The organism is Aquibium oceanicum (assembly GCF_001889605.1).
GTDB classification, from domain to species: Bacteria; Pseudomonadota; Alphaproteobacteria; order Rhizobiales; family Rhizobiaceae; genus Aquibium; species Aquibium oceanicum.
Genome location: NZ_CP018171.1, coordinates 2,970,717 through 2,989,253, shown reverse-complemented (window position 1 = coordinate 2,989,253; position 18,537 = coordinate 2,970,717). Strand labels below are relative to the sequence as shown.

The following is an 18,537-nucleotide window of genomic DNA, read 5'->3' as shown; positions in this document are numbered from 1 at the left end:
CGCATTCAATCGATTGATCTTGAAAGCGGGCAATATATCCGACCGCCAGCCACTTGCCGGGTCGTGGCGGCTTTGACAAAAGGAGACGCCGCACAATCATTGTCCTTGCAGGAACCTTCATGTTGAAAAGCGCTTCGGCCGGTCTCGACCGCATCCTGACCCTCGAACTGGTTCGCGTCACCGAACGCGCCGCCGTGGCCGCCGCGAGACTGCGCGGCAGGGGCGACGAGAAGGCGGCCGACCAGGTGGCGGTCGACGCCATGCGCTCCGAGCTCAACCGCCTGCCGATCAAGGGCACCGTCGTGATCGGCGAGGGCGAGCGCGACGAGGCTCCGATGCTCTACATCGGCGAGGAGGTCGGCATCGGCGAGGGGCCGGAAGTCGACATCGCGCTCGATCCGCTGGAAGGCACGACGATCTGCGCCAAGAACCTGCCGAACTCGCTCGCGGTCATTGCCATCGCCGAGAAGGGCAGCCTGCTCTACGCGCCCGACGTCTACATGGACAAGATCGCCGTCGGCCCCGGCTATCCGGCCGGCGTCATCGACATCGACGCGCCGGCGATCGCGAACCTCGAAAGCGTCGCCAAGGCGAAGGGCGTAAAGGTCAACGAGATCACCGCCTGCATTCTGGACCGGCCGCGTCATGCCCGCCTGATCGAGGAAGTGCGCGCCACGGGTGCTGCGATCCGCCTGATCGGCGACGGTGACGTCGCCGGCGTCATCCACACCACCGATCCGGACGAGACAGGCATCGACATCTACATCGGCATCGGCGGGGCGCCGGAGGGCGTGCTGGCGGCGGCGGCGCTACGCTGCATCGGCGGCCAGATGCAGGGGCGCCTGCAGCTGAACACGGACGAAAAGGTCGCCCGTGCCGCCAAGATGGGAATCTCCGATCCCAATAAGGTCTACCAGATGGACGAGATGGCGCGCGGAGACGTGCTCTTCGCCGCGACCGGCGTGACCGACGGCAACCTGCTCGCCGGCGTCAAGTTCGCGCGCGACTACATCCAGACCCACACCATCGTGATGCGTTCGTCTTCGCTTACTGTTCGCGAGATCAAGGCCAAGCACCAAGACCTGGAGAAGTTCTGAAGACCGGCAGGCTTTGCAATCGGTCTTGCGGAACACCTATTTTCCGCTGCATGAACGCACGATTCGGGACGGGCCATGGCTGATCTGCGCCCGTTCCTCAACGTAAAGCGATCGGCATCCGGCCTCTCCTGGGTGCATCGGCTCTCCGTGCGTGACGAGAACGTCGCGCTCGCCATCGCGCAGAACCACGGTCTGCCCGACATCGTGGCACGGGTGCTCGCCGGTCGCGGCATCGATTCAGACGCCTGCCTCGGCTTCCTCGATCCGACCATCCGCGACCTCCTGCCCGATCCGGCCTCACTGACCGACATGGAGAAGGCGGCCGAGCGCCTGGCGCGGGCGGTCGAGCGGCGCGAACGGGTGGCGATCTTCGGCGACTACGACGTCGACGGGGCGGCATCGTCGGCGTTGATGAAGCGTTTCCTCGGCCACTACGGCATCGAGACGGAAATCTACATTCCCGACCGCATCTTCGAGGGCTATGGGCCGAACCCTGACGCCATGCGCGAACTGGTCGGCCGCGGCGCCTCGCTGATCGTGACCGTCGATTGCGGCACTAACAGCGGCCCCTCCATTGCCGCCGCGAACGAAGCGGGGGCGGACGTCGTTGTGCTCGACCATCACCAGGTGGGCGGGCCGCTGCCGGACGCCGTGGCGGTCGTCAATCCCAATCGGGATGACGATCTTTCCGGCCAGGGCCATCTCTGCGCAGCAGGCGTGGTGTTCCTGACGCTGGTGCAGACCGCGAAGATCCTGCGACAACGCCTCGGCGGGACGCGTCCTCCGGACCTGCTTTCCTTGCTCGACCTCGTCGCGCTAGCGACGGTCTGCGACGTCGTTCCGCTCTCCGGCGTCAACCGCGCCTTCGTGGTGAAGGGCCTGATCGCGGCGCGGCATATGCAGAATCCGGGGCTCGCAGCGCTTCAGCGGGTCTCCCGCATTGGCGAGCCGGTGAACACCTTCCACCTCGGTTTCCTGATCGGTCCGCGCATCAATGCCGGCGGACGCATCGGCGACGCCGCGCTCGGCGCGCGCCTGCTTGCCACCGACGACCCGGTGGAAGCGCGCGAGATCGCCGAGACGCTGGATCGCCTGAACCAGGAGCGCCAGGCGCTGGAGCGTACCATGCTGGAGGAAGCGCGCGCCGAAGCGGATGCGGAGCTGATCTCCGGCAAGGGGCCGGCGGTGGTCGTCACTGCCTCGCAGAAATGGCATCCGGGTATTGTCGGCCTGCTCGCTTCCCGCCTGAAGGACCATGCCCGCCGCCCCGCCTTCGCCATCGCCTTCAACGCCAACGGCATGGGAACCGGGTCGGGCCGTTCCATCCCCGGCTTCGATCTCGGGCGGCTCGTACGGGAGGCGGTGTCGCGTGGCCTCCTGGTGAAGGGCGGCGGTCACGCGATGGCGGCGGGTATCACGGTGGAGCGCGAGAAGCTCGGTGCTCTGCGCGCCTTCTTCGAGGAAATGGCGTCGGAGGACGTCTTTCGCCTGCGCCACGAGGAGACGCTGAAGGTTGATGCGGCGCTGCTCGCCGAAGGCGCCAATCTCCAGCTGCTGGAGATCATAGAGAAGGCCGGCCCCTTCGGCGCTGGCCATGCCCAGCCGGTCTTTGTGCTGCCCCGGCACGAGATCGCCCGGGTGCGACCCGTCGGCACCGGCCATCTGCGCGTCGATCTCAAATCGGGGGGCGGTGGCCGCATCCAGGCCATGGCGTTCCGCTGCGCCGAGACCGACCTCGGCAATTTCCTGCTGAAGAGCCAGGGACGGACGGTCCACGTCGCCGGCTCCATTTCGGCGAACTACTGGAACGGCTCGAAATCGATGCAGTTCAGGCTGACGGACGCGGCGATAGCCGGGTGAAGAGCCGGTTCAGGCGAGAACCGTCTGCAATCGTTTTAACTCGTTGAGGTTCGCGATAGTCGCCTCGTAGCCGAGCCGGATCGCCTCGTCGGCGCGGTGGAATTCGGTCAGGCCGATGTGCCCGAGCTTCGGCTGCAGGGACATGTCCGGCGGATCGCCGGCAAGCCGCGCGCGCGAGATACGGTCCTGTATGATGTTGAAGGCCTCGACCATGACGCCGGTAATGCCGATGCGCTTTTCGTGTTCGCTACCCTTCGCGGTGCGGGCATCCGGGCGGGGCGCATCCTTTTCGATCATCAGGTCGCCGGCGCTGTGCTTGATGACGGCGGCGCGGCCGAACAGGTCGTAGTGCAGGTTGACCGCCACCACGAGTGGCTGCTCGTAGGCGCGGCAGACCGAGACGGGAACGGGATTGACAAGCGCGCCGTCGACCAGCACGCGCTTGTTGGCCGTGACCGGCTCGAAGACACCCGGAAGGGCATAGGAAGCGCGCATGGCGGTGATGAGGTTGCCGCTCGACAGCCAGATTTCGTGCCCGGTGCGGATTTCGGCGGCGACGCACACGAACGGCTTCGGCAGATCCTCGAAGGTCAGCCCGTTCATGTGCTCCTTCATGCGGGCCGTCAGCCGCATGCCGCCGAATAGGCCGTTGCCGCCGAAATGGAAGTCGAGCAGACCAAAGACGCGCCGCTTGGTCAGGCCGCGCGCGAATTCCTCCAGTTCGTCCAGCTTCCCGGCGAGATAGCAGCCGCCGACCAGCGCGCCGATCGAGGTGCCGGCGATCATGTCGATCTGGATTCCAGCCTCGTCCAGCGCGCGTAGCACGCCGATATGGGCCCAGCCGCGGGCCGCCCCGCCGCCCAGCGCGAGTGCGATCCCGGTCTTCTTCGCAGGCTCCGGCAGCGGAGGCGCCTCGACGGGAACACTGCCGTGTCCGTCACGCAACTCCTGCTTCGCGCGAAGCGATGCCCACTCGAGCATCGTGATCTCCCCTAGGTCCCAGCTCCGATGGTGCCAGAGACACCTATCTTTTTCATGAATCTGTGACGGACCGCACGTTGGTGCAGCTATTTCAATTTGCCGTAGACGGTAGCGGGATCGAAGACCGGCTCGCTGCCGTCATTCTCCAGCCTCGCAACGCCATCGTCCTCAACCACTTTCCTGTAGAAGCAGGAACGCCGTCCCGTGTGGCAGGTTGCCTGGTCTCCTTCGACATTGACGCTCAGCCAGACCGCGTCCTGATCGCAGTCGGTTCGGAGGTCCACCACGTGCTGGAAGTTTCCCGATGTCTCGCCCTTTTTCCAGAGCGAATTGCGCGAGCGGGACCAGTAGTGCGCGATGCCAGTGCGCAGCGTCAGCGCCAGTGCTTCGGCATTCATGTATGCGACCATCAGGAGCATGCCGTCGCCCGCATCGGTAACGACGGCCGTGATGAGGCCCGATGAATCGAAGCGCGGCGAAAAGACCGCGCCTTCCTCGAGCACGGCCTTGTCGGGCGAGGGGGGAGGGAAGATCGTGTCGGCCATGCCTGTTTCGCCGCCGGTGTGGCGGATCACCCTCGTCCGCCGGCGCGAAGCAGCGTCATGAAGCGGACCTGCTCCTCGGGACTGTCGCGGAATGCCCCGGTGAAGGTGGATGTGATCGTGGTAGCACCCTGCTTGCGGATGCCGCGCATGGCCATGCACATGTGCTCCGCCTCGATGATGACGGCCACGCCGAGCGGGTTCAGCACGTCCTGGATCGCGCCGGCGATCTGCGCCGTCATCGCTTCCTGCGTCTGCAGGCGCTGCGCGAAGATGTCGACCACGCGGGCGAGCTTCGACAGGCCGACGACCTTGCCGTCCGGCAGGTAGCCGATATGGGCCTTGCCGATGATCGGCACCATGTGGTGCTCGCAGTGCGAGTGGAAGGTGATGTCCTTCTCGATGACGAGGTCGTCGAAGCCCGCGACCTCCTCAAAGGTGCGGCCGAGCTCATCGGCCGGGTCGCGGCCGTACCCAGAGAACATCTCGGTATAAGCTTTCGCGACGCGTTCGGGCGTTTCGAGAAGGCCTTCGCGCTGCGGGTTCTCGCCGATCCACAGGAGAAGGGTTCGCACAGCCGCCTCGACTTCGGCCTGCGACGGGCGCTCTACCTCGGGCTGGGTGGCGGCTACGGCGATATCTTCGAATTTCTTCACGATGGCGTCCATGAAAAGCGTCTCCCGTAGTTCCCCTCATACGGAGGAACGAGTTGAACGGACCACAGCCTTTTCAGGGGAAACGGATTTCCGATGATTGCCCGAAAACGGCGTCGACGATCCCGGTTCATGCCAGACGCGCGCATGCGCCTTGTCGCATCGGGATCGTGATCATTATATATTGGCTCAAGGTCCAAATGAAAGGTGGTCGGGGGGAACGGATTGTCACCGAAACCCGCGGCCCGCGCAAAACCATGATCGACGACGTCTATAACGCGAAAATACTCGGTTTTGCGGGAAACATCCCCCGCATCGGCCGCCTGGAGCATCCGGACGCGAGCGCGACAGCGCATTCGAAGCTCTGCGGCTCCACGGTGGTGGTCGACCTGACGATGAAGGACGGCGTGGTGACCGACTTCGCCCATGACGTGAAGGCCTGTGCGCTCGGTCAGGCGTCCTCCTCGATCATGGCGAGCCACGTGGTCGGCGCCAGCGCGGAGGAACTGCGTGGAGTGCGGGAGACGATGCGCAAGATGCTGAAGGAGAACGGCGCGCCGCCGGAAGGCCGCTTCGAGGATCTCAAATATCTGGAGCCGGTGCGCGACTACAAGGCGCGGCACGCCTCGACCATGCTGACCTTCGACGCCGTGGTGGACGCGATCGGCCAGATCGAACGGAAGTCCGCCGAGGCGGCGGCCTGAGCAGGCCGATGCGACCCTCGGAAGCGCTGGCCAGACACCGCGACGAGGTCCTTGCGATCATCGCCAGATATGTCCCGTTGCATCGAATGCATCGGCGAAGCACCCCGCCAGATCATGAAGCACGGCCATGCAGAGCAATCTCCGCAGATGAAGCTCGTTCAGGCCTTTCGGACACGCAATCGCATCCCGGGTGGGCACTATGACATCAGCAATGAACGGATCTGGATCCCCGCAACCGAAGCGGGACCGCAGTTTGTGCTGAATGCGAGGCGGGTGATCCGTGAATACTGTTCGTAGGGGCTCAGCCACTTCCCGCAACTACACCGGCCCGTGGTCTCGCACGCCCGGTCGCCTTCTCGGCACCGGGCTGGTGCGGCTCTACCAGCTCACCCTGTCCGGCTTCATCGGCAACACGTGCCGGCACATGCCGACCTGCTCGGAATATGCCTACGAGGCGGTGGCGCGGCACGGGCTCTGGTCGGGCGGCTGGATGGGGTTGTTCCGCGTCATGCGCTGCGGGCCCGGCGGCACCCACGGCATCGACAACGTGCCCGACCGACTGGCACCCGACCTGCGGTGGTGGACACCCTGGCGCTTCTGGCGGCTTTCCGCCCGGCATTCCCACGGATAAACCGCTCCAAGACGTTCGGCTTGGCATCTTCCGCTTGTCCAATCCGGCGAGTGCTGGCACTCTAACTATTGTTAAACAGCACAGGAGGGGGTGCCGGCATGGCCCACAAGTTCGAGATTTGGAAGGACAAGCGGGGCGAGTTCCGTGTCCGATTCAAATACAACAGCGAGGTGATGTTCTCGACCGAGGGATACAGCTCGAAGGCAAGTGCCCAGAACGCGATCGACTCGATCAAGAAGAACGGTCCTGACGCGCCCATCGAGGACAACAGCAGCGCTTCATAGGCGCCGAATCCTCCGATCCCCATACCCGCTCCGGCGGGGGCATCGATGCGGCGGTCATGCCCCGCAGGTCTTTACGCGCGCCGGCGCGTGACATATGTAGCGCGCCGGCTGCGGCATCGTCCCAAGTGACTGGCCGCCATTGCAAGAACCACCCGCGTCCGTAGGCGGGACTGGACAGAAAGGACAGACAATCATGGCTTCCGCCATCTCCCTCTCTTTTCCCGATGGCTCTGTCCGCGAATACGACGCGGCATTGACCGGTGCCGCGCTGGCCGAATCCATCTCGAAGTCGCTGGCGAAGAAATCGGTCGCCTATGCTCTCGACGGCCAGGTGCGCGACCTTTCCGATCCGGTGGGACGCAGTGGCGCTGTGGAGATCATCACCCGCGACGATCCGCGCGCGCTCGAGCTGATCCGCCACGATACTGCGCACGTGCTGGCCGAGGCCGTGCAGGAACTGTGGCCCGGCACGCAGGTGACGATCGGCCCGGTGATCGAGAACGGCTTCTACTACGACTTCGCGCGCAACGAGCCGTTCACCCCGGACGATTTTCCGGTCATCGAAAAGAAGATGCGCGAGATCATCCAGCGCAACCGGTCTTTTGCCAAGGAGGTCTGGGACCGCGAGCAGGCGCGCAAGGTGTTTCGCGACAAGGGCGAGAGCTACAAGGTCGAACTGATCGACGCGATCCCCGAGGACCAGGATCTCAAGATCTATTTCCAGGGCGACTGGTTCGACCTCTGCCGCGGACCGCACATGGCCTCGACGGGGCAGATCGGCAACGCCTTCAAGCTGATGAAGGTGGCTGGCGCCTACTGGCGCGGGGATGCCAACAACGCGATGCTGACGCGCATTTACGGCACCGCCTGGGCCAACCAGGAGCAGCTCGACGCCTATCTCCACATGCTGGAGGAGGCCGAGAAGCGCGACCATCGCCGTCTCGGGCGGGAGATGGACCTGTTCCACTTCCAGGAGGAGGGACCGGGCGTCGTGTTCTGGCACTCGAAGGGCTGGCGAATGTTCCAGACCCTCGTCGCCTACATGCGCCGCAGGCTTGAAGGCACCTACGAGGAGGTCAACGCGCCGCAGATCCTCGACAAGTCTCTGTGGGAGACGTCCGGCCACTGGGGCTGGTACCAGGAGAACATGTTCGCGGTGAAATCCGCGCACGCCTTCACCAATCCGGACGATGAGGAGGCCGACCACCGGGTTTTCGCCATCAAGCCGATGAACTGCCCGGGGCACGTCCAGATCTTCAAGCACGGCCTGAAGAGCTACCGCGAACTCCCTATCCGCTATGCAGAATTCGGCAACGTGCATCGGTACGAACCGTCGGGCGCGCTGCACGGACTGATGCGCGTGCGCGGTTTCACGCAGGACGACGCCCACGTCTTCTGCACCGAGGACCAGCTCGCGGCCGAGTGCCTGCGCATCAACGACCTGATCCTGTCGACCTATGCCGATTTCGGCTTCGAGCATGTGAGCGTCAAGCTCTCGACCCGGCCCGAGAAGCGTGTCGGCTCGGACGAGGCGTGGGATCACGCCGAGGCCATCATGGGCGAGGTCCTGAAGACGATCGAAGAGCAGTCGGGCGGGCGCATCAAGACCTCGATCAACCCGGGCGAGGGCGCCTTCTACGGGCCGAAGTTCGAGTACGTGCTGAAGGACGCGATCGGCCGCGAATGGCAGTGCGGCACCACGCAGGTGGACTTCAACCTGCCGGAGCGTTTCGGAGCCTTCTACATCGACAGGGATTCGGAGAAGAAGCAGCCAGTGATGGTCCATCGGGCGATCTGCGGCTCGATGGAGCGCTTCCTCGGCATCCTGATCGAAAACTACGCCGGTCACGTACCGCTGTGGTTCGCGCCGGTGCAGGTGGCGGTCGCCACCATCACGTCGGATGCGGACGAATACGCGCTCGCTGTCGTAGAGAAGCTGAAGGCGGCGGGGCTGCAGGCGCGGGCGGACCTGCGCAACGAGAAGATCAACTACAAGGTCCGCGAGCACTCGCTCGCCAAGGTGCCTGTCATGCTGGTGTGCGGCCGGCGCGAGGCGGAGGAAGGCACCGTCAACATCCGTCGCCTCGGCTCGCGCGACCAGCAATCGATGGCGCTCGACGAGGCCATCGCCCAACTGGCGTCGGAGGCGGTTCCGCCGGACATCCGGCGCAAGCAGGCGAAAGCGGCCGCCTGACCTAGGTATTTGCGGGGCGGGGAGATGCAGCCCCGCCCGCTTCATACGGCTGTCATCGAACGCGGGCACAAGCGCGCTCATGCTGCCCCGCCTGCGCACCCGACCGATTCCGTTTCCCGAGCTGTCCTATGCGAACGCAGCTCAGGCGCCGATCAAGCGCTGGGTGATCCGCTCGATCGAGGGCGTGTCGGGCCGCGACAAGTACGCCGCGCTCTATGGGATCTGGAAGACCGAGATCGTTCCGAGCGGGCACCGCATCTTCGGTCGCATGCTGGACCTGATCGGCGTGCGCGTCCTTCACTCCGAAGCCTGGCCGCCGACGATCGAGCCCTGCGTGCCCCTGGTGATCGTCGCGAATCATCCATTCGGCATCGGCGACGGGATCGCAGTCCTGTCGCTGGCCGAGCAGCTCGGCCGGCCGTTCCGCGTGATGATCAATTCCGAACTGCTCAAGGTGCCGGAGATCGAACCCTATTCGCTGCCTATCGATTTCTCCGAATCGAAGGAGGCGCTGAAGAACAATCTCCAGGTTCGCCACGAAGCGCTGCGGCTCCTGCGGGAAGGCGTGACGATCGTGATCTTCCCTGCCGGCGGGGTCGCGACGGCGCCGAAGGGCTTCGGCAAGGCGCAGGATCTGCCCTGGAAGATGTTCGCTGCCCGCCTGGTTCAGGACGCCCGAGCCTCCGTGATCCCGCTCTATTTCTCGGGCCAGTGCGGAAGGCTCTTCCATCTCGTCAGCCGCCACATGGACCTGACCGCCGACAAGCGGCCGCTGCCGCGCATGATCGGCAACATCTCGCTGACGCTGCGCACCTCGCTCTTGATCCGCGAGTTCGCCCGCCTTTCCGGCGGCACGATCGACGTGCGCATCGGGCGCGTAGTCCCGTGGGATGAGATGGAACCAATCCGCGAGCGCAAGGCGCTGCTGAACTTCCTGAAGAACGCCGTTTTCTCCATGGCGCCTGTGGTGGCCGAACGGCGGCGCGGGGCAAGGCGTTTCCCGCTGCGACCGGGCAACCGGCGACCGGCCAATTGCTGAGGCGGAACGGACAAGGGCAGCGCTATTCGACGGCGGCGCGTTCGCTGCCGTCCGAGCGTATGTCGGCCCCGTCTTCCGAGGTGATGACCTCGACGTCGCGGTTTTGTCCAGCCTGAACCTCGAAATCCTTCTGGTAGATCCGGTCGCGGTTTTTGGCGACGATGGTGTAGTTGCCTTCCGCCAGCACCATCGAGGCGAACGGCCCGACGCTTTCGCGCACCACGTCGCCCGATTCGGTCAGCACGGACCAGGACGTGTCGGCGATCGCCTCGCCGCCCGACGCGCGCACCAGCTTCAGGGTCAGTTGGGCGGCCTTGTGCTCCACCGTGGCCTCGGTCAGCTTTCCTGCCTCGACACGGATGTCGGAGCGGATCACCGCGTTGACCACGCCGTAGGTCGACACGACGTGATAGACGCCGGCGTTCAGCCGCACGATGCTGTTCGGGCTGACGTTCGGCACGATCAGGGCTCGATCGCCGTCGGAGCCTTCGGCCGCTTCGTATATGGAGAACTTGAGCTTCGACGGCGGGATCGGCATGCCGTTGGCCAGCACTGCGTCGAGTTTCAGGCCGCCCGCTTCGAGGATGAAGTTCTCGCGCTGCTCGTCGTTGCCGACAGTGATGCGCTTGGTGGCGCCGGCCCGGCCGAAGGCGGCGTGGACGAGATAGCTGCCTGGCTCCAGCGAGATGATGCGGGTGCCGCCCTGCTCGTCGGCGACCAGCGGCAGCTTGCCGTCGTCGCCCGGTTCGGGGCGGAACACGCGCCAGATCACACCCCGGGCGAGCTCCGGCAAATCGGCGGTCAGCTGCGCGGAGAGCGTGACCTGTTTCATGTTGCCGAGGGCGAGCGGCCGGTCGCCTGTGGCAGGCGCATAGCCGGAAATGCCGCCGGGCAGAGTGAGCTTGAGATCGATGTCGACGTCATCCTGCGCCAGCGCGTGAAGCGGCGCCAACGCGAACAGGACGACCAGGGCGCGACGGATGAACAGACTGTATTTTCCCTCTGACATCGGGCCCCCTGACATCGACTTGCCATCAAGCCCAATGCAATGGCAATTTCAAGGCTGCCGGAACGATGGTTTCGCGCCGTGGTTTTCCAAGTCCTCCCGAATTTCAGGATCAGACATTTGAACTCATCCATCATCGATTTCATGCTCGCTCGCAAGTCCGCGCCCATCAACGAGCTTTCCGAACCGGGGCCAAGCGAGGACGACATCGCGACCATGATCCGGATCGCCAGCCGCGTGCCGGATCATGGGCGGCTGGCGCCGTGGCGTTTCATCCTCTACCGCGGAGATATCCGTCACGCGATCGGGGAGAAGCTGGCGGAACTGGCCGAGAAGCGCGAAGGTCCGCTGGCCGACGCCCGCCGCGAGCAGGAGCGCACGCGCTTCACCCGCGCGCCGCTGGTCATTGGCGTCGTCTCCTCGCCGAAGGAAAACCCCAAGATCCCGCAGTGGGAAATGTTGCTGTCCGGCGGCATGGCGGCCATGAACCTGATTATCGCTGCCAACGCGCTGGGCTATGGCGCCAATCTGATCACCAACTGGTACTCCGACGCGGAGGAGGGCCGAACCATCCTGGGGCTCGCGCCGCACGAGAGCGTGGTGGGATTCGTCCACATCGGCACGCACACCGGCGTGATCCTGGAGCGCCCGCGACCCGACCCGACCGCGCTCGTCAGCGACTACTCCGGACCGTGGCAGGGCTGACATGTTCTACGAAGCGTCCAAGGGTCACGGGCTGCCGCACGACCCGCTGAAGGCGATCGTTTCACCGCGGCCCATCGGCTGGATCTCGAGCCGCAGCGCGTCGGGTGAACTGAACCTCGCGCCCTATTCGTTCTTCGGCCCGCTCTCCGGCCGTCCGATGCTCGTCTGGTTTTCGTCGGAGAGCGAGAAGGACAGTTTTTCCATCGCGCGCGAGACTGGCGAGTTCGTCGCCAACCTCGCCTCCCGCGATCTCGCCGAAAAGATCAACGCGACGTCGGTGGCAGCGCCGCGCGGCACGAGCGAATTCGGCATCGCAGGGCTGACACCGGCGCCCTCCCGGTTGATCGCGGCCCCTCGGGTCGCCGAGGCCCACGCGGCCTTGGAGTGCAAAGTCACCGACATCTTCCTGCCGAAACTCTTGTCAGGTGAACCAGCTGGCGGGTTGGTGGTCGTCGGCCAGGTGATCGGCGTCCACATCGACGACGCGGTGCTGACCGACGGGCTGTTCGACTACGTCAAGGCAGGCAATCTCACCCGGCTGGGCTACATGGACTACGCCTCGGTGACGGAGACGTTCGCCATGCGGCGGCCACGGTGGGAGAAGGGCTGAGCGCCTTGCCCATCGGCGGTTTCGGCCTGCCGCGCGCGCGAAGACGGCGTGGCGGATCGGTCAGGTATGGGTGGCTTCGCGAAGCTTCAGGTGCTGAATGAGCATGATCGTCTTGGCGTCGATGATCCGTCCATCGAGACAGGCCGCGTAAGCGTCGTCCACCGTCATCTCCAGGACTTCGAGGTCTTCGCCTTCGTCTTCTGCACCGCCACCGGACGAAATCCGGTCGCTTTGCGAATAGTGCCCGGTGAAGAACCAGATGCGCTCCGAGACGCTGCCGGGCGACATGTAAGGAGAAAAGAGCGGCTCGATGGCGCGCAACCTGTAACCCAGTTCCTCTTCGGCCTCCTTGCGGATGCAGGTCTCCGGATCGTCTCCCTCAAGCTTTCCCGCGCAGGCCTCGATGAGTGGTTCGGGATGGCCGGTGACGAAGGCCGGAAAGCGAAGCTGGCGCACCAGAAGCACCGTGGACCGCGTCGGATCGAAGGGCAGGATCACCGCCCCGTCGCCGCGGTCGTAGACCTGCCGGACCTGTTCCTCCCACCGGCCGTCGAAGCGGCGGTAGGCGATGGTATATTTCGTCAGCAAGGCCCAGTCGTCGGACAGGACCTTTTCGTCCAGAATGCGGATGCGCTCGCTCAAGGGAAACTCCTCACGTCGCGGGAGGAGTATCCCCGATCACGGCACCAGGCAATCCGCCAAAAAGGCCTTCTAGGCGGCCTTGTTTCGGGCGTTCATCACCTCGTCGGCCTGGCGGCCCGCGATTTCGGCCATGTGGTCGAAGCTCGCCCGGTAGGTGGCGACGCCGGCGGTTGCCGAGCGCAGTTCGACGATCAGGTCGCCGATCTCCGATTGCGGCATCAGCGCCTCAACCACGTCCCAGCCTTCCCAGCCGGGACGCGCGTCGAAGCCGAGGATCTGGCCGCGCCGCTGCGGCAGGATCGCAGTCACCCTGGCGGTGGAGTCGGACGGCGTGTAGACCTCGATCTTCATCACCGGCTCCAGGATCACCGGCGAACAGGCCGGCATTGCCTCGCGCATGGCGAGCTTGGCCGCCATCTGGAATGCCATGTCGGAGGAATCCACCGTGTGGTAGGAGCCGTCCGACAGGTTGACCGCGATGTCGACCACCGGGAAGCCGAAGGTCCCAGACTTCAGGAAATCGCGCACGCCGCTCTCCACCGAAGGGATGTACTGCTTCGGCACGACGCCGCCGGTGATCGTGTCGGTGAACTCGAAACCGGAGCCGCGCGGCAGCGGCCTGATGTCGAGCACCACGTCGCCGAACTGGCCGTGTCCTCCCGACTGCTTCTTGTGGCGGCCGCGCTGCGTGGCGCCCTTGCGGATCGTCTCGCAATAGGGAATGCCCGGCCGGGACGACTGGACGGTGATCTGGTATTTGCTGTCGAGCCGCTCGGTCGTGACGCGAAGATGCATCTCGCCATGGCCGGAGATGACCGTCTCGCCCGTGTCCTGATGCTCGATGAGGAGCGAAGGATCCTCCTCGGCCAGTTTCTGTAGCGAGGCGGACAGTTTCACCTCGTCTTTGCGTTCGAGCGGGCGCAGCGCAATGGCATAGACTGGCTCCGGTGCAAGCCGCGGGGCCAGAGCCACCGGCGGCGACTTGCCGGCCGCGAGCGTGTCGCCAGTCTTAATCCCGTCCAGCTTACCGAGAGCGACCGTCTCGCCCTCGCCGGCCTTCTGAAGCTTCGCCTGGTCGCGGCCGAGCAGCCTGTAGAGGCCCGAAATCCGGCCGCCGCGTCCATCCGGAGCGACGAGTTCGGCACCATCGGCGATCTCGCCAGCGAGTACGCGCGCGACCGACAGCTTGCCGCCATGCGGCGTGTGAATGGTCTTCATCACCTGTAGGACGGTGCCTCCGTCCGCCTCCAGCCCTAGGCGTTCGCGCGTTGCGGCGGCGTCGGGCGCGTCGTGGCGGATGGTCTTCAGGAGGCGCAGGATCCCGTTGCCGCGCTCGGCGGAGCCGATCAGGACAGGGATGACGGCGCCGTCGCGCAGGTCCGCCGCCAGATCGTCGAAGATCTCGTCGCGCGGCGGTTCGATCTCGTCGAGCAGCTGCTCCATCAGCACGTCGTCGTGGTCGGCCAGGCGTTCGAGCATCGAGAAGCGCGCCTCGATCTCGCGCGCCTTCTCGTCGTCGGGAATGGGCGCGATCTCGCTCTCGGCGTGTTCGCGATAGATGTAGGCGCGCTCCAGGGCGAGATCGATCGAGCCGACGATCACGCCGTCCTTGCGCAGCGGGATCTGGCGAAGCAGCAGCGGCGTGACGCTCGCGGGCTGCAGCATCTTCAGCGTGTCGCGCACGCCTTCGGCCGACTTGTCGATCTTGTTAAGGAAGAGCACGCGCGGGATGCCGAGTTCGTCAAGCGTGCGCATGATGAGCTGCAGGGCAGGGATCTTCTTCTCGTCAGGCTCGGCAACCACCACGGCGAGATCGCAGGCCGCCAGCACGGGTTCGGCCTCGTAGGCGAACTCGATCGAACCGGGACAGTCGATGAAGGTCAGGCTCTCGCCCATGAACTCGGTGGTCGCCACGCAGGCCTCGACGCTCATCTGATGCGAGCGGGCCTCGGCGGAATGGTCCCCGACCGTGCTTCCCGAAGAGACCGTGTTCTGGCGCTGGATGACGCCGGTTCGGGCCAGAAGGGCCTCGAGGAGCGATGTCTTGCCACTTGCGAAGGGACCGACAATGGCGATGCATTTCGGTCCCGTGCGTCTGCCTCCGGCGCGATTTCCCATTTTGGACGACCTCCTTCTCACGTTTCCTCGTGAGCGGCGGCCGGCCTGCCGGCCGTCGCGCGCCGGATCTCATTGCCCGGCTGCAGGCATCGTCACACGGGTTTCACACCGTGACAAGGGTGATTCGGGGCAGCGGCGGCCGCCCCGGATCGCATTCGGAGTCAGTTGGCCGCCGGTGCGGCGTGCATGAGGTTCAGGCCCTTGGCGGTTCGGTCGCCGAAACCCTTCCAGTAGGTGTGCTCGGGCTTGAAGGACTTGTCCTCGTTGACCGCCCACACACCATCCTGCGCGTTCTCGACGAGGTCGAGGTAGGCATCCATGCTCTCGTCGCCTTTCAGTTCCTTGCCCAGGAAGGCGGTGGCGAAGTGCTGGGCGATGTTGTTCATGCGCACCGTGTCCCAGACCGGATCGGCATAGTGGTCGAAAGGCGCCCAGCCGAGCTTTTCGGAGACCTTCCAGGACTCGACCGGAGCAGGCATCGGTGCGGCGGCATTATGGTTGGCGTTCTCGAAGGTGAGGAGATAGCGATCGGAATTGACGGCCTGTTCGTAGATCACCTTCACGCCCTTCTCGTAGCCGGAAACGTCGTCGACGCTGCCGGCGACGAAGAACATCGGGATCTCGATGCCCTTCAGGCCTTCCGCATCCCAGAAGCCGCGCTCCATGCCCCACGGCGCGAAGGCGATCGCCGCCTTGTAGCGCGGATCGGGAAGCGCGTCGTGCGTGGGCGATCCGGCCTGGTGGATCGCCAGCGTGCCATCGGGCGCACCCCATTCGTACTTGGTGCTCGCCTCGGTCACGCCGCCGCCGGCGGTTATCACCGCTCCGTATCCGCCCATGGAATAGCCGATGAGACCGGCATTCGATGCATCGGCAATGCCGTTCAGGAAGCTCGCCTCGTCCTTCGACAGCCGATCGATCTCGTCGAGGACGAAGATCTGGTCGAGCGAGCGGTTTACCAGGGTGGAGCCGAACTTGGCCTGGTCGTTGTAGGTGGAGTCGGTGTGGTCGATGGAGACGACGACATAACCCTTGGTGGCAAGATTCTCCGCCAGGTGGCTGAGCAGGAATCGATTTCCAGGATAGCCGTGCGAGACGACGACGAGCGGCCAGGCGCCCGTCTCGGCCTTCTTGGGCGCGCCGTCGCGCACCGCGCGGCCTTCCAGCGAGACCTGCGTGACGCCGTCGCGCAGGAAGACACCTTCATAGGTGCCGCCGACGGCATCGCCTTCGGCCGGATACCAGACCTCGACCGTAAGCGGGCGATCGTAGCGCGGATGCGGCTTGCCGGCCTCGACGTTGAGGATGTCGACCTGGTCCTCGTGGAGCAGTTCGATCGTGCGCACGCCGATCGCGTGCGGGCCGGGCGCGGCGAGTTCGGGTGCGTCCGGGCGCACCCGATCGATCCTGTTTTCCTGTGCCATCGTGCTTGTGCCCATGGCGCCGACGATGAGCGCCGCGACGAGGAGTGTTTTCATGTTTCCTATCCCTTCTTGCCATGCCGTGAGACAAGTTTTTTCTACGTGCGTGTTGTAGCACGGCAATGACGGGGAGGGAGTAGTCCGGGGATGGGTGCGTGGGACGTCAGCCGTGGGCGCGCAGCGGCAGTTGGGGACGTTTCAGCACGGGATGGGCGCGCTGCGCGAACCGCAGCAGCAGTTCGGTCGTCACCGTCGCGGGGACCGGGCGCGAATAGCGGTAGCCTTGTCCGAGCACGCAGCCGAGGGCAAGCAGCCTGTCGGCCTGCTCGGCCGTCTCGATGCCTTCGGCGACGATGCGCATGTCGAGTTTGCGCGCGACCTCGACCAGCGCCTGTACGATGGCGAGGCTCGGCCGGTCGTCAACGATGCGGTCGACGAAGGACTTGTCGATCTTGATGATGTCGACGGGGAAGTCGAGGAGATGGGTGAGCGAGGCGTGCCCGGTGCCGAAGTCGTCGAGCGCGATACGCATGCCCTTCGAACGAAGGCTTTCCGCGGCTCGCGCGACGCCGTTGTCGCTGCCGCCCACGTAGACGTTCTCGTTCACTTCCAGGATCACGTGCCGCAGAGGGACGTCAGCTGCCGCGAACGTTTCCTCGATACGCTGGTCGAGGCATCCGGCGCGGAAGTCCGCGCCGGTGACGTTCACGCCGACATGCTGGAACGGGATGCCCATGTCCAGCCATCGGCGTACATCGGCGGCGACCTCCCGCAGCATGTGATCGGTCAGCCTGGTGGCGGTGCGCGCATCGCTCATCGCCTGATGGAACTCGCCCGCGCTGAGAATCCGGCCGTCCGGTCTGCGCATTCTCGCCAAGGCTTCGAGACCGACGATCTCGCCCGTGTCGATACGCACGATCGGCTGATAGGCGCAAAAGACGCGACCCTCCGAGAGTGCTTCGTCGAGATCACGAATCGACTGGATACGGCGGGTGATGGCGGTGCGCATTTCCGGGCGGAAAGGCACGAAGCTGCCACGGCTCTCGGACTTTCCGTGGTACAGCGCGAAATCCGCGTTCTGGCAGAGCGTTTCGGCGTCGTGGTCCGCGCCGTCGAACAGTGCTCCGCCGATCGTGACGAAGGGCGCGATCGACTGGCCATCGAACGTGAACGGATGTCGCAGCACCTCGATCAGGCAGCGCGCGGCCTCGGCCATCTCGGCTTCAGCGCCACATCCAGGCAGCAGCACGGCGAACTCGTCGCCGCCCAGGCGATGCGGCTCGACCGCCGGGCCGGCCTCGCGCAGGCGGGCGGCCACGGTGCGGATCAGCGCATCGCCGCCGGCATGACCCAGCGTGTCGTTGACCTCCTTCAGGTGATCGAGATCGATTAGCAGGAGCGCGAAAGGCCGGCTGTCGTTCTTCGACAGGTGGGCGACGCGTCTCAGGAAGCTGGCGCGATTGGGAAGCCCCGACAGAAGATCGGTATAGGCCATCTCGTGGACGCGGCGTGCGATCTCCTCGTGCTCGATAGCGATGGCGCAGAGCTGCCCGCAGCGCTTGACCACCTCGTGCTCGAGATCGCTCGGGCCGCGCGGGGTGCGGAAGTAGAAGGCGAAGGTGCCGATGACGCGGCCGTCGCGGGCCTTGATGGGGCTCGACCAGCAGGCGCGAAGGCCGAGCGGCAGGGCCAGCGCCTTGAAATCTGCCCAGCGCCTGTCGGTCGCGATGTCCGTGACTTCCACAGCTACGCCGAAATGTGCTGCCGTTCCGCAGGAACCCACGTAAGGTCCAATCTGGAGACCGTCGATTGCGTCGGAATAGTGGGTGGGAAGCGAAGGGCCGGCGAGCGTCGAAAGCCGCCCATCCTCGGTGACCCTGAGGATGGAACAGATCGCTTCCGGCGCTAGGCTCTGTGCATGCAGGCACAGCGATTCTGCGATCATCCCCAGAGGTTCGCGGAACGCAATCTTTTCGATGAGGTCGCTCTGGAGGTCGATCAGCGAGATCGACGCTCCGTCAGCGAATTCGCCCGCCAGCATCGTCAATGC

General features: G+C 65.1%; 17 protein-coding genes. 9 read left to right on the top strand and 8 right to left on the bottom strand.

All coding sequences use genetic code 11. The annotated features are described in order from the left end of the window. The first annotated feature begins 119 nt into the window (after positions 1 to 119). Together glpX and recJ are read left to right on the top strand one after the other, a co-directional pair. Positions 120 to 1,097, top strand: a complete 978-nt coding sequence (gene glpX, locus BSQ44_RS14580) for a class II fructose-bisphosphatase (protein WP_072605415.1) — start codon at positions 120 to 122, stop codon at positions 1,095 to 1,097. 75 nt (positions 1,098 to 1,172) lie between these two features. Then, positions 1,173 to 2,957, top strand: coding sequence for a single-stranded-DNA-specific exonuclease RecJ (recJ, locus tag BSQ44_RS14575; protein ID WP_072605413.1), 1,785 nt, complete (start codon positions 1,173 to 1,175; stop codon positions 2,955 to 2,957). A gap of 9 nt (positions 2,958 to 2,966) precedes the next feature. On the opposite strand, the gene BSQ44_RS14570 is transcribed toward recJ, so the two are convergent. The 3 genes from BSQ44_RS14570 to folE all read right to left on the bottom strand — a co-directional run bounded on the left by BSQ44_RS14570 (position 2,967) and on the right by folE (position 5,148). Next, on the bottom strand, positions 2,967 to 3,938 hold the full coding sequence (locus BSQ44_RS14570) for a patatin family protein (protein WP_072605411.1): 972 nt from the start codon (positions 3,936 to 3,938) through the stop codon (positions 2,967 to 2,969). An 86-nt stretch (positions 3,939 to 4,024) separates the two neighbouring features. Beyond that, positions 4,025 to 4,483, bottom strand: a complete 459-nt coding sequence (gene hisI / locus BSQ44_RS14565) for a phosphoribosyl-AMP cyclohydrolase (protein WP_072608075.1) — start codon at positions 4,481 to 4,483, stop codon at positions 4,025 to 4,027. 26 nt (positions 4,484 to 4,509) lie between these two features. Then, on the bottom strand, positions 4,510 to 5,148 hold the full coding sequence (folE, locus tag BSQ44_RS14560; protein ID WP_072605409.1) for a GTP cyclohydrolase I FolE: 639 nt from the start codon (positions 5,146 to 5,148) through the stop codon (positions 4,510 to 4,512). A 242-nt stretch (positions 5,149 to 5,390) separates the two neighbouring features. Between folE and BSQ44_RS14555 the strand changes: the two genes are divergently transcribed. The 5 genes from BSQ44_RS14555 to BSQ44_RS14535 all read left to right on the top strand — a co-directional run bounded on the left by BSQ44_RS14555 (position 5,391) and on the right by BSQ44_RS14535 (position 9,985). After that, on the top strand, positions 5,391 to 5,837 hold the full coding sequence (locus BSQ44_RS14555; protein ID WP_072605407.1) for an iron-sulfur cluster assembly scaffold protein: 447 nt from the start codon (positions 5,391 to 5,393) through the stop codon (positions 5,835 to 5,837). 280 nt (positions 5,838 to 6,117) lie between these two features. Continuing rightward, positions 6,118 to 6,468 carry a membrane protein insertion efficiency factor YidD gene (gene yidD / locus BSQ44_RS14550; protein ID WP_072605405.1) on the top strand — a complete coding sequence of 117 codons (351 nt, stop codon included), beginning with the start codon at positions 6,118 to 6,120 and terminating at the stop codon, positions 6,466 to 6,468. Positions 6,469 to 6,566: 98 nt separating this feature from the next. Then, on the top strand, positions 6,567 to 6,752 hold the full coding sequence (locus BSQ44_RS14545) for a YegP family protein (RefSeq protein ID WP_072605403.1): 186 nt from the start codon (positions 6,567 to 6,569) through the stop codon (positions 6,750 to 6,752). 193 nt (positions 6,753 to 6,945) lie between these two features. Further along, entirely contained in the window at positions 6,946 to 8,946 is a 2,001-nt protein-coding gene (thrS, locus tag BSQ44_RS14540) for a threonine--tRNA ligase (protein ID WP_072605401.1), read from the top strand. An 82-nt stretch (positions 8,947 to 9,028) separates the two neighbouring features. Continuing rightward, positions 9,029 to 9,985, top strand: coding sequence for a lysophospholipid acyltransferase family protein (locus BSQ44_RS14535; RefSeq protein WP_072608074.1), 957 nt, complete (start codon positions 9,029 to 9,031; stop codon positions 9,983 to 9,985). 22 nt (positions 9,986 to 10,007) lie between these two features. Here BSQ44_RS14535 and BSQ44_RS14530 read toward each other — a convergent pair whose 3' ends face one another. Next, entirely contained in the window at positions 10,008 to 10,994 is a 987-nt protein-coding gene (locus BSQ44_RS14530; protein ID WP_072605399.1) for a hypothetical protein, read from the bottom strand. Positions 10,995 to 11,111: 117 nt separating this feature from the next. Here BSQ44_RS14530 and BSQ44_RS14525 point away from each other — a divergent pair, with 117 nt between their 5' ends. Together BSQ44_RS14525 and BSQ44_RS14520 are read left to right on the top strand one after the other, a co-directional pair. Next, entirely contained in the window at positions 11,112 to 11,696 is a 585-nt protein-coding gene (locus BSQ44_RS14525) for a nitroreductase family protein (protein WP_072605397.1), read from the top strand. A gap of 1 nt (position 11,697) precedes the next feature. Then, a complete protein-coding gene (locus BSQ44_RS14520; protein ID WP_072605395.1) occupies positions 11,698 to 12,306 on the top strand; it encodes a flavin reductase family protein in 609 nt (202 codons plus the stop codon). 60 nt (positions 12,307 to 12,366) lie between these two features. On the opposite strand, the gene BSQ44_RS14515 is transcribed toward BSQ44_RS14520, so the two are convergent. The 4 genes from BSQ44_RS14515 to BSQ44_RS14500 all read right to left on the bottom strand — a co-directional run bounded on the left by BSQ44_RS14515 (position 12,367) and on the right by BSQ44_RS14500 (position 18,528). Beyond that, the gene (locus BSQ44_RS14515) at positions 12,367 to 12,948 is read right to left on the bottom strand and encodes an NUDIX domain-containing protein (protein ID WP_072605393.1); all 582 of its coding nucleotides are present in this window, start codon (positions 12,946 to 12,948) and stop codon (positions 12,367 to 12,369) included. A 69-nt stretch (positions 12,949 to 13,017) separates the two neighbouring features. Then, positions 13,018 to 15,066: an elongation factor G gene (locus BSQ44_RS14510; protein WP_072605391.1), complete on the bottom strand. Its 2,049-nt coding sequence runs from the start codon at positions 15,064 to 15,066 to the stop codon at positions 13,018 to 13,020. A gap of 161 nt (positions 15,067 to 15,227) precedes the next feature. Further along, a complete protein-coding gene (locus BSQ44_RS14505) occupies positions 15,228 to 16,544 on the bottom strand; it encodes an alpha/beta hydrolase family protein (protein ID WP_072605389.1) in 1,317 nt (438 codons plus the stop codon). Positions 16,545 to 16,650: 106 nt separating this feature from the next. Further along, positions 16,651 to 18,528, bottom strand: a complete 1,878-nt coding sequence (locus BSQ44_RS14500) for a putative bifunctional diguanylate cyclase/phosphodiesterase (RefSeq protein WP_072605386.1) — start codon at positions 18,526 to 18,528, stop codon at positions 16,651 to 16,653. Between the last annotated feature and the right edge of the window lie 9 nt (positions 18,529 to 18,537).